General features: G+C 62.0%; 14 protein-coding genes. 8 read left to right on the top strand and 6 right to left on the bottom strand.

All coding sequences use genetic code 11. The features are described from left to right. The first annotated feature begins 57 nt into the window (after positions 1-57). The 4 genes from C4J90_RS05240 to rlmF all read left to right on the top strand — a co-directional run bounded on the left by C4J90_RS05240 (position 58) and on the right by rlmF (position 5,139). Entirely contained in the window at positions 58-486 is a 429-nt protein-coding gene (locus tag C4J90_RS05240; protein WP_124419353.1) for a DNA polymerase III subunit chi, read from the top strand. A 7-nt stretch (positions 487-493) separates the two neighbouring features. Next, positions 494-868, top strand: a complete 375-nt coding sequence (locus C4J90_RS05235) for a DNA polymerase III subunit chi (protein WP_124361441.1) — start codon at positions 494-496, stop codon at positions 866-868. A 194-nt stretch (positions 869-1,062) separates the two neighbouring features. Continuing rightward, positions 1,063-3,909: a valine--tRNA ligase gene (locus tag C4J90_RS05230; protein ID WP_124419352.1), complete on the top strand. Its 2,847-nt coding sequence runs from the start codon at positions 1,063-1,065 to the stop codon at positions 3,907-3,909. A gap of 213 nt (positions 3,910-4,122) precedes the next feature. Next, positions 4,123-5,139, top strand: a complete 1,017-nt coding sequence (gene rlmF / locus C4J90_RS05225; protein ID WP_124419351.1) for a 23S rRNA (adenine(1618)-N(6))-methyltransferase RlmF — start codon at positions 4,123-4,125, stop codon at positions 5,137-5,139. A gap of 169 nt (positions 5,140-5,308) precedes the next feature. Here the strand turns inward: rlmF and C4J90_RS05220 are convergent, their stop codons facing one another. Then, a complete protein-coding gene (locus tag C4J90_RS05220) occupies positions 5,309-5,590 on the bottom strand; it encodes an HU family DNA-binding protein (protein ID WP_003188840.1) in 282 nt (93 codons plus the stop codon). 395 nt (positions 5,591-5,985) lie between these two features. Between C4J90_RS05220 and yejK the strand changes: the two genes are divergently transcribed. Continuing rightward, a complete protein-coding gene (yejK, locus tag C4J90_RS05215; protein WP_124361438.1) occupies positions 5,986-6,990 on the top strand; it encodes a nucleoid-associated protein YejK in 1,005 nt (334 codons plus the stop codon). Continuing rightward, positions 6,990-7,340: a glutaredoxin family protein gene (locus C4J90_RS05210; protein ID WP_124419350.1), complete on the top strand. Its 351-nt coding sequence runs from the start codon at positions 6,990-6,992 to the stop codon at positions 7,338-7,340. The genes yejK and C4J90_RS05210 overlap by 1 nt, the downstream gene beginning before the upstream one ends. Before the next feature lie 122 nt (positions 7,341-7,462). Here C4J90_RS05210 and C4J90_RS05205 read toward each other — a convergent pair whose 3' ends face one another. The 5 genes from C4J90_RS05205 to C4J90_RS05185 are packed head-to-tail and all read right to left on the bottom strand — an operon-like array spanning position 7,463 to position 11,223. Then, positions 7,463-8,440, bottom strand: coding sequence for a FecR family protein (locus tag C4J90_RS05205; protein ID WP_124419349.1), 978 nt, complete (start codon positions 8,438-8,440; stop codon positions 7,463-7,465). Continuing rightward, entirely contained in the window at positions 8,437-9,015 is a 579-nt protein-coding gene (locus C4J90_RS05200) for an RNA polymerase sigma factor (protein ID WP_124403180.1), read from the bottom strand. The genes C4J90_RS05205 and C4J90_RS05200 overlap by 4 nt, the downstream gene beginning before the upstream one ends. Before the next feature lie 7 nt (positions 9,016-9,022). Beyond that, complete coding sequence (locus tag C4J90_RS05195; protein WP_124361434.1) at positions 9,023-9,349, bottom strand: DUF3325 domain-containing protein; 327 nt, start codon at positions 9,347-9,349, stop codon at positions 9,023-9,025. Then, a complete protein-coding gene (locus C4J90_RS05190) occupies positions 9,350-10,924 on the bottom strand; it encodes a PepSY domain-containing protein (RefSeq protein ID WP_124419348.1) in 1,575 nt (524 codons plus the stop codon). Beyond that, positions 10,921-11,223 (bottom strand): DUF3649 domain-containing protein, encoded by a 303-nt coding sequence (locus C4J90_RS05185; protein ID WP_124403177.1) that lies wholly within the window; start codon positions 11,221-11,223, stop codon positions 10,921-10,923. Before C4J90_RS05185 ends, C4J90_RS05190 begins: the two co-directional genes overlap by 4 nt. A 169-nt stretch (positions 11,224-11,392) precedes the next feature. Between C4J90_RS05185 and C4J90_RS05180 the strand changes: the two genes are divergently transcribed. Together C4J90_RS05180 and C4J90_RS05175 are read left to right on the top strand one after the other, a co-directional pair. Continuing rightward, the gene (locus C4J90_RS05180; protein ID WP_124361431.1) at positions 11,393-11,881 is read left to right on the top strand and encodes a sigma-70 family RNA polymerase sigma factor; all 489 of its coding nucleotides are present in this window, start codon (positions 11,393-11,395) and stop codon (positions 11,879-11,881) included. Beyond that, positions 11,878-12,819: a FecR domain-containing protein gene (locus tag C4J90_RS05175; RefSeq protein ID WP_124419347.1), complete on the top strand. Its 942-nt coding sequence runs from the start codon at positions 11,878-11,880 to the stop codon at positions 12,817-12,819. The genes C4J90_RS05180 and C4J90_RS05175 overlap by 4 nt, the downstream gene beginning before the upstream one ends. Positions 12,820-12,872 lie beyond the last annotated feature (53 nt).

The raw sequence follows: 12,872 nt of genomic DNA, 5'->3' as shown, positions 1-12,872 counted from the left end.
AGGTTCTTCGCGAGCAAGCTCGCTCCTACAGTTCACGGCGGCAGCCCAGGAACCGCAATGACCCAAGTCGATTTCTACATCCTGCCCAGCGCCGATCCTTCAGCGCGGCTGGACTTTGCCTGCAAGCTCACCGAAAAAGCCTGGCGCATGGGCCACCGCATCTACCTGCATTGCAGCGATGTCGCCCAACGCGAGGACCTCGATGCACGCCTCTGGCGCTTCAAGGGCGAAAGCTTCGTGCCCCACGGCCCCGCTGAATCCGAACCCGACGGCTTGGTAGTCCTGGGCCTGGGGGACAGTTGCGGCGATCACCAAGACCTGCTGGTCAACCTCGACCTGAAAGCGCCGGCCTTCGCCAAGGCATTCGCCCGTGTGGCGGAAGTGGTGGTGGAGGACCCGGCTATTCGTCAGGCCGCGCGGGAGAGTTTCCGTTTCTATCGCGAACAGGGCTATTCTCTGCAGGATCACCGGCTACAACGACTTTGAGTACATGATGGACACGCCCAACCCGATGAAAAAAGACGACCACTTGCTGGACGACCTCGAGTCGATCCGTCAGTTGCTCGGTGATGATGACCTGCAACCGCCGCTGTTGACCGAATCGGTCGAGGCCGGGGTACAGATTCCACTGTTGTCCGACATGGTCGACAACCAGCCTGCTGCACCCAAGCCTGTGGCCGCGCCGCCCGCTCCCGCAACAGAAAAAGCGCCCGACGCATTGCTGCTGCACCTGGACAACGAACTGCGCGCCGCCGCGCAACTGATCATGCAAGACGTGATCGCCGATTTTGCCCCGCATATCGAAGCCGAGATCAAGCGGCGGATGGATGCGCGGATGGAGCGGTTGCTCAGCCAGTACCAGTCTTAAGCCACACAAAGATCCAATGTGGGAGGGGGCTTGCCCCCGATAGCTGAGTGTCAGTCAGTGATGTTGTGACTGATCCACCGCTATCGGGGGCAAGCCCCCTCCCACATTTGCTGTACGCCAACTCGCCCTCCTCGCCCTGCCCCGTTATACTTGCCGGCTTTCCTGAATAAATGCCAACTAGGGTCCCGCCGCGCATGGATAAGACCTATCAGCCCCACGCTATCGAAACTTCCTGGTACAACACTTGGGAGTCCGAGAACTATTTCGCCCCACAAGGTGCAGGCGACTCGTACACCATCATGATCCCACCGCCGAACGTCACTGGCAGCCTGCACATGGGCCATGGCTTCAACAATGCGATCATGGATGCGTTGATCCGTTTCCGCCGCATGCAAGGCCGTAACACGCTGTGGCAGCCGGGCACCGACCACGCCGGCATCGCCACCCAGATGCTGGTGGAACGCCAACTGGAAGCCACCGGCCAAAGCCGTCACGACCTGGGCCGCGAGAAGTTCCTGGAGAAAATCTGGGAATGGAAAGACCAGTCCGGCGGCAATATCAGCCGTCAGATCCGTCGCCTGGGTTCGTCCGTGGACTGGAGCCGCGAGCGTTTCACCATGGACGACGGCCTGTCGGAAGCGGTGAAGGAAGCCTTCGTGCGCTTGCATGAAGACGGCCTGATCTACCGCGGCAAGCGCCTGGTCAACTGGGACACCAAGCTGCACACGGCGATTTCCGACCTCGAAGTGGAAAACCACGACGAGAAAGGCTTCCTGTGGAACCTCAAGTATCCGCTGGCTGACGGCGCCAAGACCGCTGAAGGCAACGCTTACCTGATCGTCGCCACCACCCGTCCGGAAACCATGCTCGGCGACGCCGCTGTCGCGGTTAACCCGAACGACGCGCGCTACCAGGCGCTGATCGGCAAGTTCGTCGAGCTGCCACTGGTTGGCCGCCGCATCCCGATCATCGCCGACGACTACTGCGACCCTGAATTCGGCACCGGCTGCGTGAAAATCACCCCGGCCCACGATTTCAACGACTACGAAGTCGGCAAGCGCCACAACCTGCCGCTGCTCAATATCTTCGACAAGAACGCCGCCGTATTGCCGGCCTGCCAGGTATTCAACCTGGACGGTACGCTGAACGAGAGCATCGACGGCAAGATCCCGGCCGAATACGCCGGCCTTGACCGTTTTGAAGCGCGCAAGCAGATCGTTGCCGCCTTCGACGCCGCCGGTTTGCTGGTGAGCGTGGACGACCACGGCCTGAAAGTGCCCAAGGGCGACCGTTCCGGCACGGTGATCGAGCCGTGGTTGACCGACCAGTGGTACGTGTCGACCAAGCCGCTGGCCGAGCCTGCGATTGCCGCCGTTGAAGACGGTCGCATCCAGTTCGTGCCCAAACAGTACGAGAACATGTACTTCTCGTGGATGCGCGACATCCAGGATTGGTGCATCAGCCGTCAGCTGTGGTGGGGCCACCGCATTCCGGCCTGGTACGACGAGTCGGGCAAGGTCTACGTAGGCCGCGACGAAGCCGAAGTGCGTGCCAAGCACCACCTCGGCGCCGACATCGCGCTGCAACAGGACAACGACGTACTGGACACCTGGTTCAGCTCCGGCCTGTGGACCTTCTCCACCCTCGGCTGGCCGCAACAGACCGAATTCCTGAAGAAATTCCACTCCACCGACGTGCTGGTCACCGGCTTCGACATCATTTTCTTCTGGGTTGCCCGGATGATCATGCTCACCATGCATTTGGTGAAGAACGAAGACGGCACCCCACAGGTACCGTTCAAGACCGTCTATGTGCACGGCCTGGTGCGCGATGGCCAGGGCCAGAAGATGTCCAAGTCCAAGGGCAACGTCCTGGACCCCTTGGACATCATCGACGGTATCGACCTGGAAACTCTGGTGCAGAAACGCACCTCGGGCCTGATGCAGCCCAAGCTGGCGAAAAAGATCGAAAAGCAGACCCGCGACGAGTTCGCCGACGGCATCGCCAGCTACGGCACCGACGCCCTGCGCTTCACGTTCTGCTCGCTGGCCTCCACCGGCCGCGACATCAAGTTCGACATGGGCCGCGTCGAAGGCTATCGCAACTTCTGCAACAAGATCTGGAACGCGGCGCGCTACGTACTGGATAAAGGCGAAGACTGCGGGCAGAACGGCGAAGCCTATGAGCTGAGCCTGGCTGACCGCTGGATCATCTCGCAACTGCAACGCACCGAAGCCGAAGTGACCCGCCAACTCGATCAGTTCCGTTTCGACCTGGCCGCACAAGCCTTGTACGAGTTCATCTGGAACCAGTATTGCGACTGGTACCTGGAACTGTCCAAGCCAGTGCTGTGGGACGAAAACGCGCCGGTCGAGCGCCAGCGCGGCACCCGTCGCACCCTGGTGCGCGTACTGGAAGTGGCATTGCGCCTGGCGCATCCGTTCATGCCGTTCATCACCGAAGAAATCTGGCAGCGCCTGGCGCCGCTGGCCGGTATCGAAGGCAAGACCATCATGCTGCAACCTTGGCCTGTGGCCAACGAAGCACGTATCGATGAGGCCGCCGAAAGCGATATCGAATGGCTCAAGACCTTGATGCTCGGCACGCGCAACATCCGCGCCGAGATGAACATCGGCCCAGGCAAGCCGCTGGCCGTGTTCGTCAAGAACGCCAGTGCCGAAGACCAGCGTCGCCTCAGCGAGAACGATGCGCTGCTCAAGAAGCTGGCCAAGTTGGAGTCAATCACCGTCTTGGCTGACGGCGCCGAAGCACCGCTGTCCGCCACTGCGCTGGTCGGCGACATGGAAGTGCTGGTGCCGATGGCCGGCCTGATCGACAAGGGCGCGGAACTGGCCCGACTCGACAAGGAAATCGCCCGCCTGCAAGGCGAAGTGCAGCGAGTGGGCGGCAAGCTGTCCAACGCGGCCTTCGTCGACAAGGCCCCGGCGGAAGTGATCGACAAAGAACGCGCCAAACTGGCCGAGGCTGAACAGGCATTGGGCAAGCTGGCGGAGCAACATGCGCGGATTTCCAGCCTGTAAGGGCCAAACCGTGTGAAAAAAAGAGACCTTCGGGTCTCTTTTTTTGTGCATGCGGTCAATGTGGGAGGGGGCTTGCCCCCGATGGCGGTGGGTCAGCTGCCTATAAACTGGCTGATCCACCGCTATCGGGAGCAAGCCCCCTCCCACATTTGCCCGAGTTGGGCTCAGGATGTGTGACAATGCCCATCACTTTGAGCCAACACCAGAATCATCATGACCGCCCCCACTACGCCAAAACCTCCACGCAAGAAGCCTAAAACCGCAGCCACGGCCAAACCCGTCGCGCCGCGCAAAGAGGCTACCCTGCACCCGCGCAACCGCCACACCGGCCGTTACGACTTCCCGGCGCTGATCAAGACCACGCCGGAACTGGCGCAATTTGTGATCATCAACCCCTACGGCAAGGAAAGCATCGACTTCGCCAACCCGGACGCGGTGCGGGTGTTCAACCGGGCGCTGCTCAAGGCTTTCTATGGCATCCAGCACTGGGACATCCCGGCCGATTACCTATGCCCGCCGGTGCCGGGGCGTGCCGACTACGTGCACTGCCTGGCCGACTTGCTGGCCAGCGTCAACGACGGCAAGATTCCGCGCGGCTCCATCGTCAAGGTGCTGGACATCGGCATGGGCGCCAATTGCGTCTACCCGCTGATTGGCTATATGGAGTACCGCTGGAACTTCCTGGGCTCGGAGGTCGATCCTATCGCCGTGGCCGCCGCCAAGGCCATCGTGCAGTCCAACGACCTGAACAAAGTCATCCAGCTGCGCCTGCAACCCAATCCCAAGCACATCCTGCTGGGCCTGCTGGAGCCTGCCGAGCGCTTTGACCTGACCATGTGCAACCCGCCGTTCCATGCCTCGATGGATGAAGCGACCAAGGGCAGCGAGCGTAAATGGCGCGCCTTGGGTAAAGCCGATCCCAAGCGCAAGTTGCCGGTGTTGAACTTCGGCGGCCAATCGGCCGAGCTGTGGTGCGAGGGCGGTGAAGCGCGTTTCGTCACGCAATTGATCGCTGAAAGTGCGCACTTTGCCCACAAGGTATTGTGGTTCAGCACCCTGGTGTCAAAAGCGTCAAACCTGCCGGCGATCGAGACCGCGCTGAAAAAAGCCGGCGTGTTGGAAAGCCAGGTGGTGGAAATGTCCCAGGGGCAGAAGCAAAGCCGGTTCGTCGCCTGGACCTTCCAGACCAAGAACGAACAGCAGCTCTGGCGCCAGCGCTGGGTTCGATAGCGCCACCTGTAGGAGCGAGCTTGCTCGCGAAAAACGCCAAGACTTCACGTTCATCCAAGACGGGCGCGTCATCGTTAACGACCTTCGCGAGCAAGCTCGCTCCTACAAATCGCAGGCAACAAAAAACCGTGCCCGGATCGCTCCGGTGCACGGTTTTTTTTACTGCGTCTTACTTGTTAACAGCGTCGGTCAGGCCTTTGGCCACAACCAGCTTGATAACTTTCTTGGCAGCGATTTCGATGGCAGCGCCAGTCGAAGGGTTACGGCCAGTACGGGCAGGACGCTCGGTCACTTTCAGTTTGCCAACGCCTGGCAGAGTGATTTCGCCGCCATTTTCCAGCTGATCAGCAACAACTTGGCTCAGTTGGTCCAGCAGAGCGCGCACGGTAGTTTTCGGTGCGTCTACTGCTTCAGCCAGGTCGGCGATCAGTTGGTCTTTAGTAATAGCCATTGTGGTGTTCCTTCCCTATCAAATTCATATGGATTGCAGAGTGCAGTGTCAGCCGTCGAGCCCGACCTTCTTGGCCTGGCACCCCGGCTATAACCTCGGAGAACGGGGTTATAGATGCTTGAAACGGGGATTGGTTCGACCTGACAAATGCTGAATGCACGCTTAACGCCGAGACTTGGCGTAAGACCGGGCAAAACTAGCACAGAGACGGGGAAATATCCGCCTCAACATACCCATTTGGTCAGCTTTATCGCTCTAAACCGTGAAAAAAAGGCATATACCCGGTCGGACAACGTTCAAAACGCCCTTCCAGGCGCGTCTTGACCAATGGGTGCGGTACACTGGGCAACTTTTTGGGGAGGCTCACCGCTCCCCTTCAACCAGCCGAGAAGCCTATGCCGATCCGTCATTGCATCGTCCACCTGATCGACAAAAAACCCGACGGCACACCCGCAGTTCTGCATGCCCGTGACTCGGAGCTGTCCGAATCCGCCGCCATCGAGAACATGCTCGCCGACCTCAACGAGAGCTACAACGCCAAACAAGGCAAGGCCTGGGGTTTCTTCCATGCCGAGTCCGGCGCGCACCCGTTCAGCGGCTGGTTGAAGGACTACTTTGACGGCGGCCAGGATTTCACCGCTTTCAGCCGTACGGCTGTGGAGCATCTGCAGAAGCTGATGGAAGAGTCCAACCTGTCCACTGGCGGCCATGTGTTGTTTGCCCACTACCAGCAAGGCATGACCGACTACCTGGCCATCGCCCTGCTGCACCACAGCGAAGGCGTGGCGGTGACCGATGAGCTGGACGTGACCCCCTCGCGCCACCTGGACCTCGGCCAACTGCACCTGGCGGCGCGGATCAACGTCTCCGAGTGGCAGAACAACAAGCAGTCCAAGCAATACATCTCCTTTATCAAAGGCAAGAACGGCAAGAAGGTCTCGGAGTATTTCCGCGACTTTATCGGCTGCCAGGAAGGTGTCGACGGCCCGGGCGAAACCCGCACCCTGCTCAAGGCGTTCAGCGACTTCGTTGAAAGTGAAGACCTGCCGGACGAATCGGCCCGCGAGAAAACCAAGACCCTGGTGGACTACGCCAGCAGCCAGGCCAAGCTCGGCGAGCCCATGGGCCTGGAAGAACTGTCCGGTTTGATCGATGAAGATCGGCCCAAGGCGTTCTACGACCACATTCGCAACAAGGACTACGGCCTGTCGCCGGAGATCCCTGCCGACAAACGCACCCTCAACCAGTTCCGCCGTTTCACCGGCCGCGCCGAAGGCTTGTCCATCAGCTTTGAAGCGCACCTGCTGGGCGACAAGATCGAGTACGACGAAGCAGCTGGCACCTTGATCATCAAGGGCCTGCCGACCCAACTGACCGATCAGCTCAAGCGCCGTAACTGATGCTTGGCGGCGTGCTCAAGAAAGTCCTGCTGGTGCTGCTGGTGGTCGTGGTGATTCAGAACTGGGGCAAGATCGAGCGGCTGTTCAACCCCTCGCAAGCGGTTTCGGAGCAGGTACGCGCCTCGGCGCGCGTGGTGCTCTATGCCAGCGAGTGGTGCGGCTACTGCAAGCAGATCCGGCGTTTCCTGGACCAGAAAGGCATTCCTTACCAGGCGTTCGATATCGAGAAGGACGCCCAGGCGCGCAAGGCGTATGAAGCGTTGGGTGGGGGCGGGATTCCGTTTGTCGACGTCAATGGCACGTTGATCCGCGACTACAACCCGGATGCGATCATGGCCGCGTTGAAGTAACACCGCAGATCAAATGTGGGAGGGGGCTTGCCCCCGATAGCAGTCTGTCAGCCAGCCTATGGGTAGCTGACCCACCGCAATCGGGGGCAAGCCCCCTCCCACATTGGTTTTGTGGTGAGGGCTTAGCGCAACACAATCATCCGGCCCAGCACTGTGCTCTGCTCAAAGCCCAGCACCGCTTGCAGGGCATTGAGCACCGCTACCGGGTCCTTGCTTGGAAAGCTGCCGCTGACGCGCTTGGCGCCCATCTCGTCATTGAGCACCAGGATGCGGCCAGGATAATAGCGCGCCAAATCCTCGATCACCTCGGCCAGCGGCGCCTTGTAGTAATTGAGCCATCCATCGCGCCAGGCCAGGCGTGCTTCGCTGTCTACCGCGTGCAGCGGCTCGGCTACACCCTCGGCGTAGGCCACTTGCTGGCCTGCCGTCAGAATTTGCTGCGGCGCCTGTGTGGAGGGCGTCACCCCTACCCGGCCGGACAACACGGTCACCTGTGCCCCCGCCGGTTGCAGGCGCACTTCGAACTGCGTGCCCAGCACTGCCGTTTCTCCACTGCCCGCCTCGACCGTAAAGGGCTGGCCGGTGTGGACAACCTGAAAAAAACCGGCCCCTCGGCGCAACTGGACATGCCGCTCGCCGTGGCTGAAATCCACGGCAATGGCGCTGTCGGCGTCGAGGGTAACCTGGGACTGATCGGCCAGGGTCACGGTCCGCACCTCCCCTGGCGCCGTCACGTAATCGGCGCCGAAGTCATCCACCCAGCGCGACGGTTGCCAACCGGCGCCCATCGCCACCATCAACAACACACAGGCGGCCGTGGCCAAGGCGCCAGACCAGCGCAACGTGCGCGACCGCGTGGAACGGTTCATCGCATTGAGGTAGCCCTGCAACGCCTGCGCGTCTTCGTCGGCCAACGCGCGTGCCGGTACTTCGCTCAACTCCCACAGCACCTGGGCCTGGGCATAGGCTTGGACATGGGCGGGGTCGGCCCGCAGCCATTGGCTGAAGCTGGCCTGATCGCCACTGCTGGGCTGGTCGTGCAGCAGGCTCAGCCAGGCGAGCGCGGCCTGTTCCTGGGCGGGCGTGGGCGTCACGTTCACGGTGCTTTTCCTGGCGTGCGTGGGGGCGACGGTTCGCTCAGGCTCGCCTTGCAGGCTTGGAGGGCACGCATCATGTGTTTTTCCACAGCGCTTTGGGACACGCCCATCGCCTTGGCGATTTGCGCATATTTGCGGCCGTGGATGCGGTTGAGCAGGAAAATCTGGCGGGTGCGCTCGGGCAAACTGCGCAAGGCGGCTTCGACATGCCGCAAATCATTGCCCGCTTCGAGTGCCGCCTGGGGTTCGCAGCCCTGGTTGCCCTGCTGTTCCGGCAGCCAGCCTTCATTACTGCGCACGCGGGCGCCTTCGCTGCGTAAATGGTCGATGGCGATATTGCTGGCGCAGCGCAGCAGGTAGGTGCTGAGCTCTTCGACCTGCACCAGCGGGCGACGCCAGAAGCGCAGGAACAGGTCTTGCACCAGATCCGCCGCCGTGGCGCGGCAACCGACACGGCGGCTCACCAGCGCCTCCATCTGCGAACGCTGGGACAGGAACACCTGCAGGAAATGCGCCCGCCCACCGGCGGCGTCCGGGTGCGAACGGTCTTGAGGTTTCGGCGCAGGGCTGATCATCATGGGCAACTCAGAACAGACCGAACGCCGCGACCGGGCTGGCCAGCAGGCCTACGCCCGCGAGGCTCAACGCCAGCCGAGGCCGATACGGCAGCAACAGCACCAGCAGCAAGGCGCTGAGCATCAACACCGCGCACCACTCCACCAACCCCTGGCCCCAGCCCATGGCGCCCACCGCCGGCCAGGGCGACAGCGCCAGCAGCAACCAACCGGCCGCACGCAACCCCAGACGCCGTAAAGGCGAAGGCTTGCTGCGCAGCAACTCGCCGTGATGACGGTCGGTCGACAGGCACAGCGCGGTAAACCCGGCGTAGCACATGAGCAGCGCGAGCAGCATTCAGTTGGCCTCCTGTCTGAACGTCAATGCACCTGCGCGCGGCGCCTTGGGCTGCGTTGCCGTGCGGCGCTGCATCTTCCAGGCGGCCCAGCCCAGAAACAGGCCGCAGGCCAGGCACGTCAGGTCGAAGCCGGCCATGGCCCAGTCGCCACTCACCAGGGAAACGCCCAAATGGTGGGAGGTGGTCAGTGCATTGACCAACGGGATGGCCACCAACAGCAGCGCCCCCACGCTCAATTGCTCGACCCACGCCGGGCGACCGCGCCGCAACAGAGCGTGCAGCAGGCTCAGGGCCCAGGCGATAAAGAAGGCGCGCACTTCCCAGTCGGAACGCTCGGCGAAGCTCACCGGCAACAACCGGTTTGCCCAGAAGAACAGTGCGATGGCGATCACCAGGCCGGACATGCTGGCGACATTCAGCACTTCCACCAGCCGCAGCTCAAAAGGCATCACGCCGGTTTTGGCGTGCTTGAGCTGGCGCTTGCCCAGCCAGATCACCAGCCCGGTGCCGATCATCGCCGTGCCGGCCAGGCCACAGACAAAGTACAGCCAGCGCAGCACCGGGCCGGCGAAATGGCCCATGTGCAAACCGTAGAAACCGCCGCCGATGACCGCCGGCAACGACGGCTCGCCACTGGCCCGCAACAGCTCGCCCGTGGTGCCGCTGAACGATAGGCTGCTGCCGAAATCCTGCACCACGCTGTCGGACCCGGCGCGGAACACATTCACCGAGGCGTTGACGTCACTCGGATTATTCACCGCCAAGCGTCCGACATGCCCACCCGTCCACTGGTGCTGCGCCTGCTGGTACATCGGCCACAATGCCAGCAAGGTGCCCGGCTGGCCGAGCGCCGGCGCATTATCGGAACTGGGGAACACCTCATTGAAGAATGCACGGCTGTCGTTGCCATACGAAGCCATGATCGGCGCCGGCATCACCATGTTCATGAAAATCACCAGGCTGCTGTAGGTGATCATCAGGTGGAACGGCAACACCAGCACGCCCACCGCGTTGTGCCCGTCCAGCCAGGAACGCTGGCCTTTGCGCGGGCGGAAGGTGAAGAAGTCCTTGAAGATTTTCTTGTGGGTGATGATGCCGGTGATCAGCGCGACGAACATCACCATGGCGGCGATGGTCGACAGCCAGCGGCCCCACGGGTAAGGCATTTGCAGCTGGAAATGGAAACGGTAGAAGAATTCGCCGCCCATGCTTTCACGGGCTTGCACCGCTTGGCCGCTGACCGGGTCGAGGATTTTCTGGGTGAAGTTGCCGCGCTTGCCGGGGTCGACCTTGTCTTGCCACATCACCGACAGGCCGGGGTCGCGGCGGGTGGGCAAGGTGATGAACCAGTGCGCGGCAGTGGGCGCCTGTTGCTGCAGATAGCGCTGCGCCACGGCGAGGCTGCGCGCGTCGTCCAACGGGTGGGCCTGCACTTCGGGCTGCATCCAGTGGGTTATTTCGTCCTTGAAATAAGCCAGGGTGCCGGTCAGGAAAATCGCGAACAGCAGCCAGCCGAAGATCAACCCCGCCCAGGTGTGCAGCCAGGCCATGGCTTGGCGAAAGCCTTCCTTCATGTGCGCGCCACCCAGAAACCGATGCCCGCCAGGGTGGCGAACAGCGCGCTTGGCAGCATCACTCCCGCCCAGGCACGCCATGCCGTGCGGCAGGCAAAACACCAGAGCACCGCCAGCAGGTAGAACACGAACGAACTCATCATGCCGGTGATTACCGCATCGGCGCGGGACGTGGGCAGCCACAGTGCGAGGCAGATAGCGGCCAGGGAGGCCATCAGATAACCGCCGACCACCGCCGCCAGCACCCGGGAGGTGACGGCAAGGCGATAGGACGCGGGCAGTGGGGTTTTGCTGTTCATGCGACAGGCGCCAAGTTCATCAGCGCGCAATATTAATGATAAATATTCTCATAAGCAAAAGAGAACGGATGAATCACCGGCTTCGCGGATTGCCGAACCTCGTCCCCGCCCCTACAATGCGAACAATTCTTGTTCTCTAAAGCATGCCGATGCTGATGGAGTGATCCCGTTGCCACCGTCCAACGCTGTCGAAGTTCTGTACAACGACCATCATCACTGGCTTACCGGCTGGTTGCGACGCAAGCTCGGCTGCCCGGAAAGCGCCGCCGACCTGGCCCAGGACACCTTCATCCGTGTACTCAGCGCACGGGAAGCGCCAACGCTGAACGAACCCCGCGCCTTTCTCACCACGGTTGCCAAGCGCGTGCTGTTCAACTTTTACCGTCGCCAGGACCTGGAACGCGCCTACCTCGATGCCCTGGCACAATTGCCGGAGCAGGTGACGCCGTCTGAGGAAGACCGCGCCATCATCCTGCAAACCCTGGTGGAGCTGGACCAATTGCTCGACGGCTTGCCGGTCCAGGTCAAACGCGCCTTCCTGCTGGCCCAGCTCGATGGCCTTACCTATGCGCAAATCGGGGCGCAGTTGGGCATTTCCATTGCCACGGTCAAACGCCATCTGCATAAAGCCGCCCTGCGCTGCTACTTCGCCCTATGAACATCTCGCCCCCCGTCGCCGAACAAGCCGTGCACTGGTTGCTGAAAATGCAGCAAGGCACGCTCGACCCGCGCCAACAGGCGGCCTGGCAGCAATGGCTGGATGCGCACAGCGAGCACCAGCGCGCGTGGGACCATATCCAGCGCGTCAACCAGCGCCTGCGCGGCGTGCCTTCGCCCCTGGCGCACGCGGCGTTGAATGCACCGGCGTCCAACAGCCGGCGCCAGGCGCTGAAACTGCTGTTGATTCTCGGCGCCGGTTCGGCGGCAGCCTGGAGCCTGCGCCAGCAGCGTATTCTGCCGCCGCTGACCGCCGACTACCGCAGCCCCGTCGGCCAGCGCCGCAGCGTGCAGTTGGCCGACGGCAGCCAGTTGCAGCTCAACACCGGCAGCGCAGTGGATGTGCATGTCGATAGCCAGCAGCGACTGATCCGCCTGCTCGAAGGTGAAATCCTGCTGACCGCCCGCGCCGGTGCCACGCCGCTGCGCGTACTCACCAGCCAGGGTCTGCTCAGCAGCCAGGCGGCGCGACTGAACGTGCGGCAGTTCAGCGACCATACTCAACTGGCGGTGCTCGACGGCCAGGTCGACGTGATGCCCAACCACTACAGCGGCCTGCCGCTGAGCGTCGAGGCCGCGCATCAGGTCAATTACACCCGCAAAGGCTGGGACAGCCCTCGCCCCACTGACGCCAACAGCGGTGCCTGGGCAGACGGCATGCTGGTGGCTGCGCATATGCGCCTGGAGGATTTCCTCGGCGAACTGGGGCGCTACCGTCGCGGCCAGCTCAATTGCGACCCGCAGGTGGCAAACCTGTTGCTGTCAGGCAGCTATCCACTGGATGACAGCGAACGCATCCTCGACCTGCTGGAAGTCAGCCTGCCGGTCACCGTGCGACGCTTTACCCGCTACTGGGTGACGGTTCAGGCCCGCGCCTGAAATTATTCAGAAAAACAGTGAGCCGTTTTCCCGTCCTCGCGTGACAGAGAAGG

It is taken from the genome of Pseudomonas sp. R2-60-08W (genome assembly GCF_003852335.1).
In the GTDB taxonomy this organism is placed as follows: domain Bacteria; phylum Pseudomonadota; class Gammaproteobacteria; order Pseudomonadales; family Pseudomonadaceae; genus Aquipseudomonas.
Note: the sequence above shows the minus strand (reverse complement) of the source record. Positions and strands in the feature narration are given on the sequence as shown.

Bases quoted from the DNA above. Each gene is read 5' to 3' on its own strand.
- C4J90_RS05220 (WP_003188840.1), bottom strand. From the start codon at position 5,590: ATGGCTATTACTAAAGACCAACTGATCGCCGACCTGGCTGAAGCAGTA.
- C4J90_RS05175 (WP_124419347.1), top strand. From the start codon at position 11,878: ATGAACATCTCGCCCCCCGTCGCCGAACAAGCCGTGCACTGGTTGCTG.
- C4J90_RS05240 (WP_124419353.1), top strand. From the start codon at position 58: ATGACCCAAGTCGATTTCTACATCCTGCCCAGCGCCGATCCTTCAGCG.
- yejK (WP_124361438.1), top strand. From the start codon at position 5,986: ATGCCGATCCGTCATTGCATCGTCCACCTGATCGACAAAAAACCCGAC.
- C4J90_RS05230 (WP_124419352.1), top strand. From the start codon at position 1,063: ATGGATAAGACCTATCAGCCCCACGCTATCGAAACTTCCTGGTACAAC.
- C4J90_RS05190 (WP_124419348.1), bottom strand. From the start codon at position 10,924: ATGAAGGAAGGCTTTCGCCAAGCCATGGCCTGGCTGCACACCTGGGCG.
- C4J90_RS05235 (WP_124361441.1), top strand. From the start codon at position 494: ATGGACACGCCCAACCCGATGAAAAAAGACGACCACTTGCTGGACGAC.
- rlmF (WP_124419351.1), top strand. From the start codon at position 4,123: ATGACCGCCCCCACTACGCCAAAACCTCCACGCAAGAAGCCTAAAACC.
- C4J90_RS05195 (WP_124361434.1), bottom strand. From the start codon at position 9,349: ATGCTGCTCGCGCTGCTCATGTGCTACGCCGGGTTTACCGCGCTGTGC.
- C4J90_RS05210 (WP_124419350.1), top strand. From the start codon at position 6,990: ATGCTTGGCGGCGTGCTCAAGAAAGTCCTGCTGGTGCTGCTGGTGGTC.
- C4J90_RS05200 (WP_124403180.1), bottom strand. From the start codon at position 9,015: ATGATGATCAGCCCTGCGCCGAAACCTCAAGACCGTTCGCACCCGGAC.
- C4J90_RS05185 (WP_124403177.1), bottom strand. From the start codon at position 11,223: ATGAACAGCAAAACCCCACTGCCCGCGTCCTATCGCCTTGCCGTCACC.